Below are 20,276 nucleotides of genomic sequence, written 5' to 3' on the forward strand. Positions count from 1 at the left end.
ACGCAGCTATCGTTTTGATAACGATTTTTTGCGGAACTAATTCTATTTTCCAGTCATGATAGATTTTTTCAGCCGCCTTATTAGCCGTGTTGGAAATCTTATAACTTTCTACTTTCACCGATAACTATCATTAACCTTCCATTGAAAAACGAAATAATGTTTTAGATGGTTCTAGGGGCATACACAAACCTAATGATTGAAAATTATAATTTATTCTTATTGGTCTGCGGTATCGCTTTTTTATTTGGGGCATTGTTCCCAATTATGTTTAAGCGCCTACCCATATCTCTACCTATGCTTCAAGTAAGCTTTGGCATCATAGTCGGTTATTTATGGCTCTCATTGTCATTTCTGGATCCTATGGAGAATGGCGTCGTTATTGAGAAAATCACTGAGATTGTAGTGCTCGTATCGCTCGTTGGCGCTGGTATCAAGATTGATACACCATTATCATGGCGCTTGTGGCGCCCTACTATACGTTTACTGCTGATTACTATGCCTATTGGTATTTTTGCAATGGCTTTTTTGGGCTATTATGCGTTTGGTCTAAGCATGGGTGCAGCGATTTTGTTGGGAGCAGTACTTGCGCCTACCGATCCCGTATTAGCGTCAAGCATTCAGGTAGGCCCGCCGAACACGGGCGGTGAAGATACGCCGCGCTTTACCTTAACGTCAGAAGCAGGTTTGAACGATGGACTGGCTTTTCCATTCGTTTATTTGGCAATTAAAATAGCAGAGGCGTTTAGCGAAGATAAACGCTTTACCAGCGAGATGCTGTGGTCATGGTTTACACATGACGTGTTATGGAAGATTGGTGCCGGTCTAGTAGTCGGTATTGTCGTTGGAAAAGTCTTGGCGAAACTGGTGTTTTCAAAGCATACTCGTGAGACTACTATCTCTCAAGGCTATGTGGTCATTGCATTGACATTACTGGCTTATGGCTTAGCTGAGTATGTGCACAGTTATGGCTTTATTGCTGTATTTGTCGCTGCATTTGCGTTTCGTCGCTCAGAGCATAAGCATAGCTATCATGAAAAATTACATGATTTTGCTGAACAGTCAGAAGGTCTGTTAATGTCTTTAGTACTGGTAGCTTTTGGCATGCTAATTGGTCAAGGTTTGCAGTCAGGTGTTGAGTTGACATGGCGAGTCTATATAGTTAGCTTTACCTTTTTGCTATTGATACGTCCGATTGGCGGCATTATTGCGTTATCAGGATTAAACCTACCCCGAACAGAAAAATATGCGATATCCGCTCTCGGTATTCGGGGTATTGGTACCCTGTATTATTTATCGTATGCGCTTAATCAGGGGTTTTTTGGTGAAGAAGACGCTCTAAAACTTTGGGTTGTATGCTCTATCGTTATCTTAGCGTCTATTTTTATGCATGGGTTAAGTGCTCCAAAATTATTACAGATGACATCAACTAAACCACATGCGTAAAATATATTTAAGCTATATTTTTATCAACTAGATTTAATATAGCTTCTGTTAGCGCAAACTGACGGATATCATTTAACATAGTCACATCAAAATTATGTACAAAGGCAAAAGACAGTTGTCGTGTAGGATCACACCATGCGACCGAACCGTTATAGCCCATGTGCCCAAAACCCGATTCAGTATCAGCGCAAACGCTAAATAATCGATGATATCCCAAGCGCCAATTCATATGCGCTGGCATTACCGCATCCATTCCCATGACTTGCGGAGTAGATAGCTGTTCGAATGTTGCCGCGTCGATTAAGGTCTGTCCTTGCCATGTACCGCCATTGGCTAGCATGGCATAGATAGTCGCTAATGCATTTGCTGAAGCCACACCGTTAGCCGCTGGAATGACTGCTTGCAGTGTCTGTCGATTATAGTAATCAATAGGTTGTTTGTTGGCAGGTATGAGTGCTGACTTATAATTTTTTAAATTTAGCTGGCTGGTATTGAGATACAAGCGATTAATCTGTGCCGTATCTAATATAGGTAATTCATCTATATTTTTGTCATTATTACTCTCTACAACTGCATGAGGTGTTGCAGCATGCTGCTCCCAGCAACGATAGTTTGGTAGACTTGCATAAATACGCAATGTATTTTCAGAATCAGCTTTCAATACTGGCTTGTTCCGACGAGAACGAAGTTGAGGTTGTTCTTCCGTATGACCTTGCTGTGATATGTCGAAATTCTTTACTAATCGGGCAACTCTATCTACTTTGTCGCCTGGAACGCCAAAATAGCAACTGTCTGCAATATCTAAGGGCTCAGTTAAATAATAGCGCAGCGCCCCAGCTAGAGACATGTCAGTGACCGACTCTATTACGCCTCCTAACACCCAGCCATAAACTAAAGCACTGTAAGCACTGCTATACAATGATGAGTCTTCAGGTAAGGTTGTGGGCATCGCAGCAATCTTATCTAGCATGGTATCCCAATCAAGCAAAACCTCGCTATCAGCATCAATACTGGTAATCGAAAACAAATTGGCTTGATGGGACATTAGCGTGCGTAGCGTGATATTTGCTTTACCATTAGAGGAAAATTCAGGCCAATAACTAGCAATCGGCTTATTATAATCCAGCAGCTGCTGCGAAACCAACACATGAATCAGTGTTGCCAATACTCCCTTACCTGTTGAAAAATTCAAAGATAAAGTTTCCGGCTGCCATGGTATGTTAGCCTGCGCCATACCAACATTTGCTTGCACAATACACCTGCCAGCTTGATAGACGACTAATGAGCCACCTGCTGGCGCATCATCTAATTGTAAATCTGTCAATAATTGTTGTAGGCGCTGTTGAAACTCACTATTGATATGTTTATCAAGATTCTGATTGTTTTTTTTATTATTGACGATCATGGTTGTCCTGCTCCGTTCTTTTTAGAATCCCTAAAGGTTATAAAACTTTTTAGCATTGAATGCTGATGATTCATATCATAAATACAAATATATTATTTGCTAATAAAAAAGGCCACCTATTGGTCGCCTTTTCGTTACTCAGTCATATTCTAACGCGGTACTAACAGACGCTTATAAACTTCGTCTTCCAGCTTCGTCAACCCATGACTGCGACCACGTTCCATAGCAGTATCCATCTTACGCCCACGTAGCCAACCTGCACGCAGAGCAATCGCTGCTCCTGCTCTGTTACCAGAACCACAGTGCATGGCTATTTTTTTACCATGATGCTGACGCAAAATATTGTCAAATGCCAATATCTTAAGCTGCTTTAAATCTGCAACACCGCTGATAGGCAGCTGCTCATAAAACATACCTGCCCGCTCAACCGCTGCTGATTCATCAAAGCTCAACTCGTCATCAGGCTGCAAATTAATGATTAGCTCAACCCCTGCATCTGCTAGAGCTTTCACTTTGGCTTCATCAAGTGCTCCGCAAACGATCGTCTGTTCATCAGGGCGAAAATAAGGCTCAAGTATTGTAGCGAGATTAATACCATTGTCAGCTATCGAAGCTTGATTATCATCTGCATCAGTAAGGGGTTGGGCATTTGAATTTAGAGTCATAGTCGTATATATGTTAGTTAGATATTAGGATTAAAGTTAAGCTTATACTGATTAATCTTCTGCGATTAATTTAACAACACCAGCAAGATGCGGCTTATCATTTTTGGCACTATATAACCCAAAATTACAGGTGTTATCACTGCTTTCAAGTTTTGCTACCGATTCAGCAATCAACTCGACCTCAGATGGCAAAAATATAGGGAGCTTGAATGATACCTCAGCAGTATACGCATCAGGTAATTCACCCATCATTGCTAAACACTTAGCCTTAGACCACATACCATGAGCGATTGCTTTAGGAAAACCAAAAGCACGTGCGGATAATGGATGTAAATGGATAAGATTAAAATCCCCAGATATAAAGGCATAACGACGGCCAATATCTTCTGGCACTTCAAAGATAGCATGTGTGCCTTCTTCATCAATCATAGGCTTGACAGTCAACGGACGTGGTTTGCTTTTACTACTGGCGTTACTATCAGGCTTTTTACCACGAGCCAAATAGGTTGAAATCCCTTCCCAAATAACATTTTCTTGCGATTTAACAGTAGTGACAAAGTCGAACTGTTGACCTTGGGCATGATCGCGCAAGTTATCGAACGCCACGGACATAGCAACTGTCTCACGTTCGCCAATAGGACGATACTGCGTGACACTATTATCTACATGCACTAGCCCCAACATCGCAAAAGGAAATGGCTCTTTGACCATCATATTCATCTGTAGCGCTTGTGATAGCACCGAAAAGTAAGTAATCGGAATTTTACCATCATCAGCGAAACCGCAAATCTTACGGTAATCTTTTAAGTTACCCTGATCAATGTGCAGATCGTCCACATAGTAAGTCGCTTGTGGCAACTCATCTTTGCCGACTTTCGCATTATCACCGATAGGTAATAGGCTTTTGATAATATTGGCGTAAGTGGTATGCGCTTTTGGCAACGCATCATAGTGTTTATCTGACATAAATCTATCCTGATTGGGGCTTAAGCAAATTTTCTTAGCACATCCATTGGCTACTGAGTCGCCTATTTTGCAGCATCTTGCCCCAAAAATACAGGACAAAAAAGTTACTAAATAAACATATATATAAGTAATGGTTAAACAACAAATCTTTCTGCTTATTTTATTTGTCTTGTGGTTTTATCATAAAAAAGCCACCCATAGGCAGCTTTATTACAATAAATCAGCAAATTTTTCGTAAGCACTTATTATAATTACAACAAATCAATAGTGATATCAATGATTTATAATCTGACTAACGTCACCATTGTTTTGATACAGTACGAAAATATTATGCACCGAGCAAGCTTTGACCACAGACACGTACCGTGTTGCCATTGAGACCAGCAGACGCAGGAGACGCTAGCCATGCGATGGTTTCAGCAACATCGACTGGTAGTCCACCTTGACTCATTGAGTTCATGCGACGACCAGCTTCACGAATCGCAAATGGAATGGCTTCAGTCATTTGAGTCTCGATAAAACCAGGAGCCACTGCATTGATCGTCATACCTTTGTCATTGGCTACTAGCTGTTTAGCAGTCGCATCGACCAATCCAATTACCCCAGCTTTAGAAGTAGCATAGTTGGTCTGACCAAGATTGCCTGCGATACCCGAGATTGAAGACACACAAACGATGCGCGCATCATCTTTTAATACATCATTTTCAAGTAAGTAACGATTAAGCTTGGCAATACTGGCAAGATTAATATTAATTACCATATCCCATTTTTGCTCATCCATTTTGGCAAGCGTTTTATCACGAGTCACGCCAGCATTGTGAATGATAGAATCCAGACCACCACGCTTTTCAGCAGCTTCTGCGATCTGTACGCCTGCCTCATCGCTAGTGATATCAACCATTAAAGTAGATCCGCTAATCTCGCTTGCAACTTTTTGTAAGTCGGCTTGTTGTTGCGGTACATCTAAACAGATAACATGCGCGCCTTCACGAGCCAGAACGCGAGCAATCGCTTCGCCGATACCACGGCTTGCGCCAGTGACTAGCATGGTTTTGCCGCCTAAAGGCTGCGTCCAGTCGACTTCAACTACACTACCCTTGCCAACACGTACTACTTGTCCTGATACATAAGCTGAACGTGCTGAGGTAAAGAAGCGCAATGTTGAATCAAGATTGCTTTCTGAGCCTTCAGCGACATAGATTAGCTGCGCGGTAATACCACGTTTAAACTCTTTGCCGACAGACTTCACAAAGCCTTCAAGTGCACGTTGAGCTAGTGCTGTCTCTACATCAGTAATCTCTTCAGGTGGACGACCAACGATAATGACGCGACCTGACTTCTCTACGCGGCGTGCGACAAAATGAAAGAACTCGTATACTTGCTTTAGCTCATCTGCATTACTGATATTGCTAGCATCAAACAACAATACCTTAAACTTATCTTCGCTACCTGTATTGGCTTTTGCTTCAACATTGGCATCGGCAAGCGTATCTTTAATACTATCGCTGCTATTAACAAAGACTTCAGCATGCAGCTCAGACAAAATACGGGCAATAGATTCGCTAACGCGGTTATCATTGCCGGTAGCTGAACCTACCAATACACTACCTCGTACAAGGCGCTGACCACTCTCAAAACGATCGAGACTTACTGGTAGCGGTAAACCTAAATTTTTAGCGACTTTTTTACCAATAGAAGATTGAACAAAATCACCATAACGGTCTGACATAAAATACTCCTGTATTTGAAAATTTAAACAATCAATAACGAATAGAAAAAAGAATGTGTTTAATGAATGCGCTTGGTATAAATAAACATACCTATTATGAATACACTTATTATAAAGGCTCACTGCTATCATAATAATGAATAATTATTAGTCTTTAGTAAGTGAGCTTTAACCTGCCACAACTATACACGCCTAGGGTAAACAAGTCCAAAAGTCAACGATATAAACAAGGATTAACGAGCTTACTTACAAACGCAGCAGTTACTTTCTCTATATTTAAAAAACAAATGTATATGTTAAAATAAAATCTAGAAGTTATAGCTTAATTGAATACCGATAACAATATATTATCAAATAACTATCTAGGCAATACTAATAAGTAATACTGTCCAGTCTACATGTTCATTGTTTACTCAAACCTGAACACCTGTTACCTGACTTGCCAAAGGCATACAATAACATGGTAAAAATTACGACGATAAACCGCTAACATCTTATATATTGGTGATCTAACTTATTTATCACAATATTTTATTGCCTTATCATTTACTACATTCACTCGTTTTAAGGATAATTCCATGAGTAACAAAAAAAATAGCCCTGTTATCGAAAGTACTGTCGTTAAGGGCAACGGCACAGCAACTGATAATACCCAAAAAAACACTCAAACCAAAAATAATGACAAAGATAGTAATGCTCATTATGATTCAATTGCTGAGCTTAAAAAAGCAACTGCTATCGTTGATGCCGATGGCAACCCAGTCGATGACGACTCTAAAAACGCTCAGAATGACGCGCAAGCTCAGAAAAAAGCGAAAATCAAAGAAGATTTAATTGACGAATCTAATATGAGCGAGTCAGAAGATCTTAATGTGTTTGATACTACAGCTGAATCTAATACAGCGGAAAAGTCGACTAAGAGCAGCAAAAAAGACAGCAGTCAAGATGACAAGAAAGCTGATGAAGCAGCGGCTAAGTCTAAAAAACCAAGCGCAGCGCCCAAAAAGAGCAGTGCTACTACATTAAGCTCAGGCCAGCATCGCGTTGCTATCTTAGGTGGTAACCGTATTCCATTCGCACGCTCAAACGGTCCTTATGCGGATGCTAGCAATATTGATATGTTGACTGCCGCCCTTAATGGCCTAATCGAACGCTACAACTTGCAAGATGAGCGTATGGGCGAAGTGGTTGCTGGCGCAGTATTAAAGCTTAGCCGCGATTTAAACCTGACCCGTGAAGCAGCATTAAATACTGCCTTAGACCCGCACACACCTACTTATGATGTCTCTCAAGCTTGCGGTACTGGCTTACAGTCTACTTTTGCTGCTGCAAACAAAATTGCCTTAGGCGTGATCGACTCAGCTATTACTGGTGGTGTCGATACGACTTCAGACGCCCCTCTCGCCGTTGGTGATGGCCTTCGCAAAGTGATTTTAAAGTTAGGTGCTGCGAAAAATAACAAGCAACGCTTGCAAGCATTAATGGGTTTAAATCCAAAAGACTTAATCGAATCACCACAAAACGGCGAGCCGCGCACTGGTCTATCTATGGGTGATCATCAAGCAATCACTGCTCTTGAGTGGAATATCAGCCGTGAAGCACAAGATGAATTGGCTTTTAATAGTCATAAAAACTTGGCGCGCGCCTATGATGAAGGCTTCTTTGATGACCTCATCACTCCATATAAAGGTTTGACTCGCGACAACAATCTGCGCCCAGATTCTACTCTTGAAAAAATGGGTAAGCTTAAGCCAGCATTTGGCAAAAAGAACGCTAATCCAACCATGACTGCCGCTAATTCTACCCCATTAACTGATGGTGCCTCTTGTGTACTATTAGCAAATGATGAATGGGCAGAAGCACGTGGACTTAAGCCATTAGCGTACATCGTTCATCAGGAAACTGCCGCTGTTGATTTCATTGGTAAATCTGGCAACAAAGAAGGTCTGTTAATGGCGCCAGCCTATGCGGTACCACGTATGCTTGAGCGTGCTGGTCTTACTCTACAAGACTTTGACTTTTACGAGATTCATGAAGCATTTGCCTCACAAGTGCTTTCAACCCTTGCTGCTTGGGAAGATGAGACATTCTGCCAAGAGCGCCTAGGCCTTGATGCGCCATTAGGCTCTATTGACCGCAGTAAGTTGAACGTTAATGGCTCATCACTTGCCGCTGGACACCCATTTGCCGCAACTGGTGGACGTATTTTAGCGACAGCAGCTAAATTGCTAGATCAAAAAGGTTCAGGTCGCGTGCTTATCTCTATCTGCGCAGCGGGTGGCCAAGGTGTGACTTGTATCTTAGAAAAATAAGTTATAGATTAAGTTGTCCTAGCTACATTAATAGGTTAACCGTTAATTAGCGATAAACACCCTTTAATTTTTTGATTAGAGGGTGTTTTTTTGTCCATTTTTTATTAGTTATTAACTGTTATTATTATGCTAAAAATTGGATGTAATAAGGCTTTAAAGCGTTTAACCTATTAATGAAACGGTATATTAATATGATAAAGTAGAGGCTTAGAAGAACTAAAAATTAATGTGAATGACCATACGTAAATGAAAAGGAGTTTGGCATGGCAAAGATACCTTCGGCAATTGATCCAAAATCCTTAACACCGCAAGAACATCATGAACTAACTAAGCCTGAACAAGGAAACTTCATTGGACGCATGGATAAAGAAGTCTTCAATGATGAGCTACGCCGCAAGATGCATCAAGACTTAATCGATGCTTATGATGAAGAGCTTGAAAATGAAATAGACGATTATGTACGTGATTTTCGTTTTGATGGGCTTGAGATGACGGAGCAAGAGAAGCTTGATCGTCGTACCTACTTTCAAGAACTGGTGCGCCTGCAGCGTGAGCTAATTAAACTACAAGATTGGGTAGTCGATCGCGGTGAGCGCATTGTAGTTATATTTGAAGGGCGCGACTCAGCAGGCAAAGGCGGTGCGATCAAACGCATCACTCAACGTCTCAATCCACGCGTTTGTAGAGTGGCTGCTCTGCCCGCACCAACTGAGCGCGAACAGTCACAATGGTACTTTCAGCGCTATGTGGCACACTTGCCAGCGGCTGGTGAGATTGTATTATTTGATCGAAGTTGGTACAACCGTGTCGGTGTCGAGCGTGTAATGGGATTTTGTACCGATGCACAATACGAGGAGTTTTTTCAATCCGTCCCAGAGTTTGAGCGTATGTTAGTACGTTCCGGTATTAGGTTAGTTAAATATTGGTTTTCTATCACTGATGACGAACAGCACTCGCGCTTTATGAGCCGGATTCATGACCCGCTTAAACAATGGAAGCTGTCGCCAATGGACTTACAATCACGGCGTCGCTGGGAAGACTACACCAAAGCCAAAGAGACTATGTTTGAGCGCACTCATATCCCAGAAGCGCCTTGGTGGGTAGTTGAAGGTAATAATAAAAAGCGTGCGCGCCTCAATTGTATCGCTCATCTGCTTGAGCAGATACCATATAAAGAAGTACCGCGTGAAGAAGTAGAATTACCTGAGCGTAAGCGCGACGATGAGTATTATCGTGAACCTATTCCAGACGATATGTACGTGCCGCCACGTTACTAGATTATTAGAATATAGCAGCTACTAAACCAATAATAAGTTTACATGGTATAAGTCGCTTGCTGGCTATCAATTTTACCTGCTAGCAAGCGCTCTACTTCATGTTTTATTTTTTGACCAGCCGCATCGGTACCAATCTGCACTGCGAAGCCTGCAGGACGATTAGCTTGGGCTTTATGATTAATCCAAACCACTTTACCATTCATCGGTAAGCGTTCGCTAGAATTAGGTAAAGTAATCGCAATAAAGACCTCGTCACCCATTTCCTGTACACGACTGGTAGGCACGAACAGTGCGCCATTATCTACGAAAGATAAATAGCTAGCATATAACTTTTCGACATCTTCAATATGACAGGTAATAATACCGCCACGTCCTGGCATTGCCATAATCAAATCCTTAGTTCAAATATACGGTTAGATAGCGGTTGGTGGTCTTTATATTTTTAATATAGCGTGTCTGTAAGCTTTAGCTTAAAGATACGCTAAGTCTTGCATCAGCTTATCATAGGCGAATTTTTCTTGCACATTCTGTTGCAGCACCGTTTTTGTTTGCTGCAATTGGCTTACCAATGCTTCTAATGCGCTATCTGTCGGCTGATATTTTTCTAAAGCCGCTGATAAAGCAATATCTTTTTGGCTACTATCAAGACCGAGACAGACGCGCCGGATATCGATTAGCATCAGCTCAGTGAGCTTGAGAAAATCTGGAAGACTAAGCTCAGCTTGCCAATAGTCGCTGGCCGCTGTACTGCTACGCTTGCCGCTACGTAGAGCCTGCCACGTAGTCAACCATAATGAGCGCTTGCTATACCATGCAGCCCGTGCCAAATCTATTGCGGCAAGCGGCGCACCGTTTGCTAATTGTAGTAATTGCGCAATTTGTATCGGACTCACCACTTCACGATTAATCGTACTGCCAAGCTTATGTGCAACATAGTCATTTGCCATAGAGGACACAATAGTTTGTAGCGGTAACTGCTGCACACGACTTTTAATCGTTGGCAACAGCTTTGCTGGCATGTCACTAATCAAAAATAAATGGACTTGTGCTTGCGGCTCCTCTAGCGTTTTTAAGAGCGCATTAGCCGCTGCAATGGTCATTTTTTCAGCATGATCTAATACGCAAATACGCATCCCCTGCCCACCTTGATAGATGAATGGTTGTAATGCGCGGATATCATCCACTTTTATTGTCAGCGCAGCATTGCTGGTTGCTTTTGCAGATTTAGTATCAGCTTTCGTCTTTTTAGCGGTACTACTTGAGGCCTCATTAATCTCTCGACTCTCGGCACTGACAGGCATGCTAGTAATAGGCAATACTTGTAAGCTTGGATGCGTACCAGATCTAAGCCACTGGCAACTCTGACAACCACCACATGCGCCAAGCGGATGCTGATCGTGCTCACGGCACAACAGCCAAGCAACCAAACGCCAAACGAAGGCACGCTTGCCCATCCCTTGCATACCAGCAGCGAGTAATGCATGCGGCAGATTGTGTGGCGGTGATAGCACACGACTAGTGAGCTGCGTCCACAGCGCTTGCTGCCATGGTAATAGCGGCGCAAAGTAAATACTGTCTGTCATATGTTTCACGCTTATTGCCTACTGTTTTTTAGAATTTATTGAGCTTAACACTTATCTTGTAGGTAACTTTTAAACGTTAACCTTTAAATGCTAACTTTTAAACTATTGCTTAGGCTATTTATTATATATCACTTTTAAATTCGTTAATGCTCATCGCATTTAAGCGATCCAAATCTTCTTGCGTATCCACGCCAGCAGGTAGCTGAACTTCTGCTGCTGCGATAGCAATATTGCCACCGTTTTCTAAGACGCGCAGTTGTTCTAAGCTCTCAAGCGTTTCGAGCGGTGTTTGTGGCCAATGGACGAATTGCTGTAGTAAGCTTACCCGATAAGCATACAGTCCTAAATGTCGGTAAGCATCTTTTGGTGCAAGTAGTTCAGTTGTGTCTAGATTACCAGCTTCTACTGCTAGCGCCACATCACGATCACAAGGAATCGGCGCACGACTAAAATATAGCGCGCGCTGTCTATCATTAACCGTTGCACTCACGACCTTGACTACTGATGGTCTTGTAAAGGTATGATAGTCTTCAATAGGTTCGTACAATGTTGCCATAACGCTATCACTATCTTGTACTAACAAATTTTTAACTTGTTCTAATAATAAAGGCGGTACCAGTGGCTCATCGCCTTGCATATTGATAATAATATCATGCTCTGCCCAACCCTTAATCGCTGCGACTTCAGCTAAGCGATCCGTCCCTGATGCGTGATCAGCGCTCGTCATCACTACCTCATACCCTGCATCCAGACAAACCTTGGCAATACGTTCGTCATCAGTAGCGATACACATATCATCAGCGAAGTGCGCCGCCTGAGCCTTTTCAGCGACCCAAAGTATCATAGGTTTACCATGAATGTTTAATAATGGTTTACCTGGCAGACGAGTGCTTTTAAAGCGTGCAGGGATAACAATATGAGTTTTGGCAGGCACAGGTGTAGTCGACATAGATGATTCCTATAACAGGCAATATATAAGCTTAAAAGCGAGATTGAATAATAGCTGAAAAAATGAGGTTTATTTTACTTATCTCTAAAACCTGACGTAGGCATATCAATACCAAATGCTTCTAATTGCTGTTGTAATTTTTGATAGCAAGCATTAGAGAGTTCTGCGGTTACGGGTAGTACCCATAGTCTATTCACTAAGGCTTTAATATCATCATTAATTAATTCATCAGGTTTTATAGAATTAATTTTGTTGAGTTCTGCTAATAGTAACGTACGGATTTTTACAGCATCTTTAGTCGTCACAATAATAGGATGCTCGGTGTATTTCCGCAACTCAAGCAGACTAAAGTCGTAATGATCAGGATAAGGGTGTTCTATCACATCAAAACCAAGCGTCCTGAGCGTTGCAAAAAAACGCTGCGGATAGCCGATTCCACTAACTGCATGCACGCTACCCTGCATTGGCACTACCGCATCTGATGAAGAGGTAAGTATGTCTAAATCATGTATGTCATCGTCAGATAATAAAGGATATAAGCTACTTGGCTGTAACTGCATGGTCAAATGCTGAGCTAGATTTTCATTATTATTAAGAGCGGATACTACCTCTGGTTTTTCATGATAAATGACGATTGCATCTGTTAATCGTGCCATCGGCTCACGTAAAAACCCAGTCGGTAGGAGCTGCTGATTACCAAATCCGCGCGCCACATCGACCACAATCCATTCAATATCTCGCTGTAGGGCATAATGCTGCAAACCGTCATCGGCAATAATGAGTTGCAAGTCAGGATACGCGTTTAGCAAGGTAGTGATCGCTTGTTCTCGGTTCGGGCACACTGCCATCGGTACGGCCGTCACATTGACAATTAAACAAGGCTCATCGCCTACCGTACTTGGCAAACTATCTTTGGTTACCAATGCTGGCATCTGACTACTATCACCGCCATAACCGCGACTTATAACACCAACCTTTATACCCTGTTGCTGCAAATAACTAACGAGAGTTATAATCAACGGCGTTTTGCCACTACCACCAACCGTAATATTACCTATGACCATAATGGGTACAGGCGCACGATAACTTGCAAATAGCCCTGCTTTATAAGCCTGACGACGCAATAAAGTAAGCAAACCATATAGCCAGCTGATAGGCAGTAATAACCATAACCAAGCTGCTTTTCGTTGCCAAGCACGAGTAATCGCGGTCTCAATACTCATTATTTAGCATCCATCCAATTTTGCCAATGATTTGTTGCTTAATATAGTGCGTTGTTGAATAGTATAAAAGTAAAAGACTTGATGATATCAACATCGAAGCCTTTTAAACAGAAACTCAAAGCTCATCTCGCCTTCATGATTCAAAATCGCGCGCATACATTTGGGCATAATGGCCTTGCTTTTGCATGAGCTCAGTATGAGTACCAATCTCAACGATTTGCCCACCATCTAGGACTGCAATGCGGTCAGCAGATTCAATCGTCGTCAAGCGATGCGCAATGACTAAGGTGGTACGGTCTTTCATTACATTGTCGAGTGCTTGCTGAATATAATACTCTGACTCATTATCAAGAGCACTGGTCGCTTCATCCAATATCAAAATTGGTGCGTCTTTTAATAGTGCGCGTGCTATCGATAAACGCTGACGTTGACCACCAGATAACTGTAAGCCTTCTGCCCCAATCTGACTTTGATAGCCTTGTGGCATTTTCATAATAAAATCATGAGCAAAGGCATCTTTAGCAGCAGCTTCGACCTCAGCTTGTGACTTGCCTGCCAAACTACCATAGGCGATATTATTAAAGACCGTAGTGTTAAACAGCACGACTTGTTGATTAACCATCGCAATCTGTGCGCGTAGACTCTCTAAAGTAATATCTTCGATGGGCATACCATCCATCGTAATTTGCCCTGAGGTCGTGGTTAAGGTACGCGTTAACAGATTAACCAGTGATGATTTACCAGCGCCACTACGCCCAACTAAGGCTACTGTCTCGCCTGCACGTACATCTAAGCTAAAGTCATGTAACGCCACAGTTGAATCGGGATAGACCAAGCTAACCTTATCCAATTGAATCTCACCTGACAACGACGGGCTGAGCGTACCAGTATCTTTCTCTTCAGGCTCATCAAGCAATGCAAATATAGACTCACCCGCCGCAATACCTTTTTGCAGTTTTTGATTGATATCGGTTAATGAGCGCACAGGTTTACTGAGTAGCCCTGCTGCTGCAATATAAGAGATAAACTCACCTGCCGAGATATTATCAATCACCGATGGACGTAAAGCGAGCCATACTACCACTGACATCGCCATTGCCATCAATAGCTGTACAGCGGGTGTATTAATACTATTGGTAACTACCACTTTCATACCTTGGCGCAAGTTCTTTTTTGAAGTAGCGTTAAAGCGCTGAGCTTCATACGCTTGGCCGCCGTAATTTTTGACCACTTGGTAGCCGCCGATTACCTCATTGGTAATATGGCTGACATCGCCCATGGTTTCTTGAATACCTTTGGATAGCTTTAAATAACGCTTAGAGGCAAAACGAATCAGCCACAAGATCGGTGGCAGTACTAAAAACAAAATCAAGGTTAAACGCCAGTTGCTATAAAGTAAAAAACCAAGCAAAGCGACAACTGTTAAGCCATCACGCAACAAGGTCTTCATGGAATCGGTACTAGCAGCCGTCACTTGCTCTACATCGAAAATCAGCTTGGATGAGATAGTTCCAGCAGGATTAGCTAAATAGAACGAGCTTGGTAGACGTAACAGCTTGTTAAATACCTGCACTCTCAACTCATACACCAAATTTCGTGAGACTAAAGCAGAGTAATAGTTACCCAAAAAGCTACCAACACCGCGTATAAAGAACAACGCGATAATCAAGACTGGAAACAGGTTTTGTTTCGCTTGATCATTTTGATTAATAGCGTCGGTGATATATTGTAATAATTTGGCAATCCAGATCTCTGTTGCTGCATTAATAGCAAACCCTACTACTGTTAGCAGTAGCGCCCACCAATAAGGCTTCAAATAGCTCAAAAGACGCAATAGCGTCTTACTCTTAGGCGGACTTGACGGTGGCACAAGCTTAGTGTTAATAGGAGTTTGAGTTGTATCAGATTGGCTCATAAAAGCCTCAGGTCAAGTATTAATAGATGAATTTATTAAACAGGCAGCGCCACTGCATAAAGAAGAGGTATAACGGCGAGATAGAACCCAGTAGTTAGTTTAACTGTCTACTACCTAGTGCGGTAGTGCTTGTCCGAGTGGCATTACAGTGCTGATATTTAAATTTAAAAAGCCCAGTTTGCCAGCGATGTCCATTACCTGTACCACAGATTGATGGGTAGCATTAGCATCAGCAGCAATTACAAATAGGATGTCACGCTCACTGCCCGCTTCTTGCTGTAGCATGTTGGTCAGCTCAGCCTCACTGTTGTTAGCAAGGCTAATACCATTAACCATGTAACTGCCATCTTCTTGTACTGCCACCTCAATACTGTTCTTCTGCTCGACAAGTGCAACGCCTTCCGCTTCAGGCAAAACAATATTTAAACGGCTAAAATGATTAAATGACGTCGCTAATAGCAAAAACACAATCAAAAACAGTAAGCAATCAATCATTGGCGTTAAATTGATTTCTAGCGGTTCAACGGTAGGCTTTCTAAAACGCATAGCTATTTCTCTGATGGCCTAAGGCTGGAAGATAAAAATATTAGGTTTCTCTATGCAGGTTGATGCTTGGTTTCAGAGTCAAACCCTAACGTATCACTCAACTGCTCATCACTTGTCTCTGCGCTTTGCACTGTCGTAGTAGGCAAATTAGTCAGTGGTAGATGAGCATCTGCTAGTAGCTGATAATCGTAAAGCTCTTGAATCATAAGCCCAGCTTCAGTCTCAAATCTGGCATTAACATCTACAACTCGGCGCTGAAAATAACGGTAAGCTACTAGTGCTGGTATCGCAACAACCATACCTGCGGCAGTTGTAATCAATGCTTGCGAGACTCCTGCGGCAAGCAAGGTAGGATCTTGCATTGCACCATCTGTAATGGCTAAAAATGAAGATATAATGCCCAATACAGTACCTAATAGGCCAAGTAGTGGGGCAATTGCTCCTATCGTACCTAGCATATTGATATTTTTTTCCAATTGATGGATCTGTACGCTCGCTCTATTTTGCATATGCATAGTCATAGAGTCTAGACCATACTGACGATACATCAATCCCGTCGCTAAGATGTCACCTAATGGCGTTTTCTCTTTGACATTCATCAACTGGGTACGACCGATGTCACCGTTTTCACGTAGGCGGGTTATGAGCTGTTCACGTAGTCTACCAGGTACGATTTTGTTAAACTGTAGCGTACTACTGCGCTCAATAATAATGATAAGCGCGACTATCGAACATACGACGATTGGCATCATTAACCAACCACCTGCTTTTACCAATTCCCACATAATGACTCTCTTGTGTATCGTTTGAAACGCTCAAAATCTTGCGACTATTACATAATGAAAGCCACGCATAATATAACGCGCATAATAGCAAAAGGCTTTTAGACTTAATAAGTATGTTATTCAAGCACGTTATTTAAGTACGTTGGTCTAATGAGTGTATTAACGTTGCGCTTCTAGATGTTTTATTAACGCTGATAACTCATCTTGGTTGTGAAAAAATATCTCCACACTACCCTGACCATCTTTTTTATGTTTAAGCTTTACTTCTGCTCCCAACATATCTGTCAGGCGCTGTGTTAAACGTTCAGCATCATGAGACTGTGATTGTTCAGTACGATCAGCTTTAGGTGCAGGATTTAAGATTGACTTAACCAGCTTCTCAGCCTCCCGTACAGTCATCCCCCCATCAATTATTTTCTGTGCAATGATAGGCTGCTGTTCAGAAGATAAGGCAAGCAGTGTACGCGCATGACCCATATCTAAAGCACTGTTCGCTAAATGGTCTTTTACCGTATCGTGCAGCTGATTGAGACGCAGTAAGTTCGAAACTGTCGTTCGTGCTTTACCGACTACATCTGCAATCATTGCATGACTCATGCCAAATTCAGTATGAAAGCGCTGCAATGCCGCAGCTTGCTCAATCACTGACAAATCTTCGCGTTGAATATTTTCAATCAGCGCTAATGCAATAGCTAGTTCGTCCGATAATGCGCGTTCAATTGCTGGAATAACCGATTTACCTGCCATTTTTGCGGCACGCCAGCGTCGCTCACCAGCGATAATTTCATGAGTGACATCTGCTGTACTTTTATCTTCGTTTGCCAATAGTGGCCGAATAACAATAGGCTGCATGATTCCATGCTGCTCAATAGAAGATGCTAGCTCTGCTAGTGCTGTTTCGCTCATATCGCGGCGCGGTTGATATTTACCAGCTTGCAATTGTGTCACCGCGATTTGCACCAAACTTATCTGATCTTCAGACGTATTACTATCGATACTCTCATTAGCTGTTCTAGTACTATTTTTAGCATGGTGGCGGATTTTTGTGCTGTTGCGGATAGTACGTGGTGCACGACTACTTGCACCAGTAACGGCTTTTGCACTGGTTTTCGCAGGATCATTATTGACCTGTGTAGCAGATAAGTCTGGTATTTGAGCAATAGACTTAGCATCAACCGTTGCGTCGATATCACGCACAACGGTATCGTCTTGCAAAGCAGAGGCGGTAATTTGCTTTTCTTTTTTGATTGATCCTAATAAGGCATCTAAACCTCGATTGGAAGCCAATCCTCGTTTTTTCGCCATGATTACCTATCCTCTAACGCTAAAATAAAAGCCAAATGGTTGTTAATAAGTACTTACTGATAAATATGGTATCTAATGCTTTATTGGCTAGCTAGTGTCTATTCACTTGCTAGCTTTTACGACAGTGACTGGCGTCTGTTAGCAGCTCTGTTTGATAACTTCAGCTGCTAATTTTTGATACGCGCGCGCACCTTTTGACCACCTCTCATACGCAATTACTGGTAGACCGTGCGCGGGCGCTTCTGCCAAGCGAATGTTTCTTGGAATGTGGGTTTTATACATAATATCGCCAAAGTGAGCCTCAAGTTCAGCGGATACATCGCGGGCTAGCGTGTTACGTGCATCGAACAATGTTCTTACCACACCACGAATATACAGCTTAGGATTAAGCTCAGTTAAGCGCTCAATTGTCTGTGATAAATCGGCTAGACCTTCCAATGCATAATATTCACACTGCATAGGAATAATGACGCTATCAGTTGCCACCAAAGCATTGATCGTTAGTAAGTTTAAACTGGGTGCACAATCCATAACGATATAGTCGTAATGCCCCTCTTTGGAGCTAACTTGCGCATCGACTAAATGAGTCATTGCTTTCTTTAATAGCTCATGACTATTGGTTTGACCCATTAAGGTAATGTCCATACCTGCCAGCTCACGATTGGCTCCGATAACATCGAAACCTGCCGGGCTCATAACAGTAGCATCCTGCAGTGAAACGCCATCAAGTAACACATCTGCTATTGTCAGCTCTAAATCGTTTTTATCTAGACCAGTGCCACTAGTAGCATTACCTTGTGGGTCTAAGTCAATCAACAGTACGCGTTTACGCTTTGCAGCTAAGCTAGCAGTCAAATTTACTGCCGTCGTCGTTTTTCCAACGCCGCCTTTTTGATTCGCAATTGCTATGATTTCCATACACTTACTCAATTTGATTAGGGTCTATTACTGATTTCCACTCTGACAGTCTTTAACTCTAAATTTTTATTATCATGTTTCACAAAAAATCTGATAGTCATTTTAATATATTATAGATGCGATAACGAATGAAAACCTTGCGAACACTAGACTAATTATTTCATGCATTATTTCTAATTTGAGTCCAATTAGCTACGTTAATTGTTTCATAGCTACTCAGGTGCTCATAGCTTAGACATTTTTGGAAGATAATTCAATTAAATGACGACTATCATATAAACGTGGCACTTTAAGCTCAATCGTTTTAATTTGCCATTCCTGATTTAGCGCCTGTAGCTCTTCATCGGTTGGCGCTTTACCTTTCATCGCACATAGTCGACCACCATTTGCCAGACGTGGCTGTGCAACTTCGACAAAATCTATAAGGCTTGCAAACGCTCTAGAGGTGACCACTTCATAGCTAGTCTCATGCGCTTCAATGCGTGAAGCAATAGGTTGCAAATTGCTCAAACCAAGCTCACTACTAATTTGCTTAATAAAGCGGATTTTTTTCTGATTGCTATCAAGCGCAGTACACGAGCGTTCAGGCTGACAAATCGCGATGATAACCGCAGGCAACCCTGCTCCTGTACCGATATCTAGCAGTGACCCTTGCGGCAAATGCGGTATAATAGCCAAACAATCGATGACGTGTTTGATCAAGGCCTCTACCGGATCAGTAATGGCGGTCAGATTATACGCTTTATTCCATAATAAAAGCTGGTCTAAGTATAATAATAACGTGCGCTGCTGCATGCCACTTAGTGATAAACCGAGCTCTTGCGTTGCTTGTGCTAGTATGTTCGCAAGCGTTGGCAACTGCGACCCAAGCTTTGTAAAGCCAGTCGGATCAACATTGATATTATCCGTGCTAGTAGAAGGTGAAGAAGTTTTAGCAGAAGCTGACATACGACGAATCATCCAGTTTTGGCATGTGAACCTTTTATTTTATCATGCAGGCTGCATATTGAATAGTTGCAGATTGCGCTAATGTCCGTCATCTTATACTATCTGCGCTAGCATTGAGGTTTTATTCTTCCTTTCTACCATTAAATATGGCTTTGGATATAAGCGCAGTTTTATCATTGTTGGTTTAAAGATTCATATCTACATGATACAAAACTGCGTCTAATGACTGATTAAAAATGTTAAGACATCTTGTAAGATGTATTTATTAAATTCTTCACTTTCTTCAACTTCTATAAGATGACTTACC

At 42.0% G+C, this 20,276-nt stretch carries 17 protein-coding genes; 3 read left to right on the forward strand and 14 right to left on the reverse strand.

Annotated features, from left to right (window positions below; genetic code table 11):
- Positions 1-192: 192 nt before the first annotated feature.
- Entirely contained in the window at positions 193-1,443 is a 1,251-nt protein-coding gene (locus AK825_RS08075) for a cation:proton antiporter (protein WP_068036120.1), read from the forward strand.
- A 7-nt stretch (positions 1,444-1,450) separates the two neighbouring features.
- Here the strand turns inward: AK825_RS08075 and AK825_RS08080 are convergent, their stop codons facing one another.
- From AK825_RS08080 to AK825_RS08095, 4 genes are all read right to left on the reverse strand, one after another.
- Complete coding sequence (locus AK825_RS08080) at positions 1,451-2,848, reverse strand: serine hydrolase domain-containing protein (protein WP_068036122.1); 1,398 nt, start codon at positions 2,846-2,848, stop codon at positions 1,451-1,453.
- Positions 2,849-2,997: 149 nt separating this feature from the next.
- Complete coding sequence (locus AK825_RS08085) at positions 2,998-3,513, reverse strand: sulfur transferase domain-containing protein (protein WP_068036124.1); 516 nt, start codon at positions 3,511-3,513, stop codon at positions 2,998-3,000.
- 51 nt (positions 3,514-3,564) lie between these two features.
- A complete protein-coding gene (locus AK825_RS08090; RefSeq protein ID WP_068036126.1) occupies positions 3,565-4,479 on the reverse strand; it encodes a MaoC/PaaZ C-terminal domain-containing protein in 915 nt (304 codons plus the stop codon).
- 328 nt (positions 4,480-4,807) lie between these two features.
- Positions 4,808-6,208, reverse strand: coding sequence for a 3-oxoacyl-ACP reductase (locus tag AK825_RS08095; RefSeq protein ID WP_068036128.1), 1,401 nt, complete (start codon positions 6,206-6,208; stop codon positions 4,808-4,810).
- Positions 6,209-7,056: 848 nt separating this feature from the next.
- On the opposite strand from AK825_RS08095, the gene AK825_RS08100 reads away from it, so the two are divergent.
- Together AK825_RS08100 and ppk2 are read left to right on the forward strand one after the other, a co-directional pair.
- Positions 7,057-8,520: an acetyl-CoA C-acetyltransferase gene (locus tag AK825_RS08100; protein WP_149038795.1), complete on the forward strand. Its 1,464-nt coding sequence runs from the start codon at positions 7,057-7,059 to the stop codon at positions 8,518-8,520.
- A 263-nt stretch (positions 8,521-8,783) separates the two neighbouring features.
- Entirely contained in the window at positions 8,784-9,797 is a 1,014-nt protein-coding gene (ppk2, locus tag AK825_RS08105; RefSeq protein WP_264753619.1) for a polyphosphate kinase 2, read from the forward strand.
- A gap of 38 nt (positions 9,798-9,835) precedes the next feature.
- Here ppk2 and AK825_RS08110 read toward each other — a convergent pair whose 3' ends face one another.
- From AK825_RS08110 to rsmG, 10 genes are all read right to left on the reverse strand, one after another.
- Positions 9,836-10,183 (reverse strand): PilZ domain-containing protein, encoded by a 348-nt coding sequence (locus AK825_RS08110; protein ID WP_068036132.1) that lies wholly within the window; start codon positions 10,181-10,183, stop codon positions 9,836-9,838.
- An 84-nt stretch (positions 10,184-10,267) separates the two neighbouring features.
- Positions 10,268-11,380 carry a DNA polymerase III subunit delta' gene (locus tag AK825_RS08115; protein ID WP_068039223.1) on the reverse strand — a complete coding sequence of 371 codons (1,113 nt, stop codon included), beginning with the start codon at positions 11,378-11,380 and terminating at the stop codon, positions 10,268-10,270.
- Between the two features lie 121 nt (positions 11,381-11,501).
- Positions 11,502-12,329, reverse strand: coding sequence for a 3-deoxy-manno-octulosonate cytidylyltransferase (gene kdsB, locus AK825_RS08120; protein ID WP_068036135.1), 828 nt, complete (start codon positions 12,327-12,329; stop codon positions 11,502-11,504).
- Between the two features lie 74 nt (positions 12,330-12,403).
- A complete protein-coding gene (gene lpxK, locus AK825_RS08125) occupies positions 12,404-13,552 on the reverse strand; it encodes a tetraacyldisaccharide 4'-kinase (protein ID WP_068036137.1) in 1,149 nt (382 codons plus the stop codon).
- 133 nt (positions 13,553-13,685) lie between these two features.
- Positions 13,686-15,467, reverse strand: a complete 1,782-nt coding sequence (gene msbA, locus AK825_RS08130) for a lipid A export permease/ATP-binding protein MsbA (RefSeq protein ID WP_068036139.1) — start codon at positions 15,465-15,467, stop codon at positions 13,686-13,688.
- Between the two features lie 114 nt (positions 15,468-15,581).
- Complete coding sequence (locus tag AK825_RS08135) at positions 15,582-16,013, reverse strand: biopolymer transporter ExbD (protein WP_068036141.1); 432 nt, start codon at positions 16,011-16,013, stop codon at positions 15,582-15,584.
- Between the two features lie 50 nt (positions 16,014-16,063).
- Complete coding sequence (locus AK825_RS08140) at positions 16,064-16,798, reverse strand: MotA/TolQ/ExbB proton channel family protein (protein WP_068036143.1); 735 nt, start codon at positions 16,796-16,798, stop codon at positions 16,064-16,066.
- Positions 16,799-16,957: 159 nt separating this feature from the next.
- Entirely contained in the window at positions 16,958-18,103 is a 1,146-nt protein-coding gene (locus tag AK825_RS08145) for a ParB/RepB/Spo0J family partition protein (RefSeq protein ID WP_068036144.1), read from the reverse strand.
- Between the two features lie 138 nt (positions 18,104-18,241).
- Positions 18,242-19,021, reverse strand: a complete 780-nt coding sequence (locus AK825_RS08150) for a ParA family protein (RefSeq protein ID WP_068036147.1) — start codon at positions 19,019-19,021, stop codon at positions 18,242-18,244.
- A 231-nt stretch (positions 19,022-19,252) separates the two neighbouring features.
- On the reverse strand, positions 19,253-19,969 hold the full coding sequence (rsmG, locus tag AK825_RS08155) for a 16S rRNA (guanine(527)-N(7))-methyltransferase RsmG (RefSeq protein WP_068039226.1): 717 nt from the start codon (positions 19,967-19,969) through the stop codon (positions 19,253-19,255).
- Positions 19,970-20,276 lie beyond the last annotated feature (307 nt).

It is taken from the genome of Psychrobacter sp. P11G5, assembly GCF_001593305.1.
In the GTDB taxonomy this organism is placed as follows: domain Bacteria; phylum Pseudomonadota; class Gammaproteobacteria; order Pseudomonadales; family Moraxellaceae; genus Psychrobacter.

Excerpts from the sequence above, each read along its gene's own strand:
- AK825_RS08075 (WP_068036120.1), top strand. The coding sequence starts at position 193 with ATGATTGAAAATTATAATTTATTCTTATTGGTCTGCGGTATCGCTTTT.
- AK825_RS08080 (WP_068036122.1), bottom strand. The coding sequence starts at position 2,848 with ATGATCGTCAATAATAAAAAAAACAATCAGAATCTTGATAAACATATC.
- AK825_RS08085 (WP_068036124.1), bottom strand. The coding sequence starts at position 3,513 with ATGACTCTAAATTCAAATGCCCAACCCCTTACTGATGCAGATGATAAT.
- AK825_RS08090 (WP_068036126.1), bottom strand. The coding sequence starts at position 4,479 with ATGTCAGATAAACACTATGATGCGTTGCCAAAAGCGCATACCACTTAC.
- AK825_RS08095 (WP_068036128.1), bottom strand. The coding sequence starts at position 6,208 with ATGTCAGACCGTTATGGTGATTTTGTTCAATCTTCTATTGGTAAAAAA.
- AK825_RS08100 (WP_149038795.1), top strand. The coding sequence starts at position 7,057 with ATGAGCGAGTCAGAAGATCTTAATGTGTTTGATACTACAGCTGAATCT.
- ppk2 (WP_264753619.1), top strand. The coding sequence starts at position 8,784 with ATGGCAAAGATACCTTCGGCAATTGATCCAAAATCCTTAACACCGCAA.
- AK825_RS08110 (WP_068036132.1), bottom strand. The coding sequence starts at position 10,183 with ATGGCAATGCCAGGACGTGGCGGTATTATTACCTGTCATATTGAAGAT.
- AK825_RS08115 (WP_068039223.1), bottom strand. The coding sequence starts at position 11,380 with ATGACAGACAGTATTTACTTTGCGCCGCTATTACCATGGCAGCAAGCG.
- kdsB (WP_068036135.1), bottom strand. The coding sequence starts at position 12,329 with ATGTCGACTACACCTGTGCCTGCCAAAACTCATATTGTTATCCCTGCA.
- lpxK (WP_068036137.1), bottom strand. The coding sequence starts at position 13,552 with ATGAGTATTGAGACCGCGATTACTCGTGCTTGGCAACGAAAAGCAGCT.
- msbA (WP_068036139.1), bottom strand. The coding sequence starts at position 15,467 with ATGAGCCAATCTGATACAACTCAAACTCCTATTAACACTAAGCTTGTG.
- AK825_RS08135 (WP_068036141.1), bottom strand. The coding sequence starts at position 16,013 with ATGCGTTTTAGAAAGCCTACCGTTGAACCGCTAGAAATCAATTTAACG.
- AK825_RS08140 (WP_068036143.1), bottom strand. The coding sequence starts at position 16,798 with ATGTGGGAATTGGTAAAAGCAGGTGGTTGGTTAATGATGCCAATCGTC.
- AK825_RS08145 (WP_068036144.1), bottom strand. The coding sequence starts at position 18,103 with ATGGCGAAAAAACGAGGATTGGCTTCCAATCGAGGTTTAGATGCCTTA.
- AK825_RS08150 (WP_068036147.1), bottom strand. The coding sequence starts at position 19,021 with ATGGAAATCATAGCAATTGCGAATCAAAAAGGCGGCGTTGGAAAAACG.
- rsmG (WP_068039226.1), bottom strand. The coding sequence starts at position 19,969 with ATGTCAGCTTCTGCTAAAACTTCTTCACCTTCTACTAGCACGGATAAT.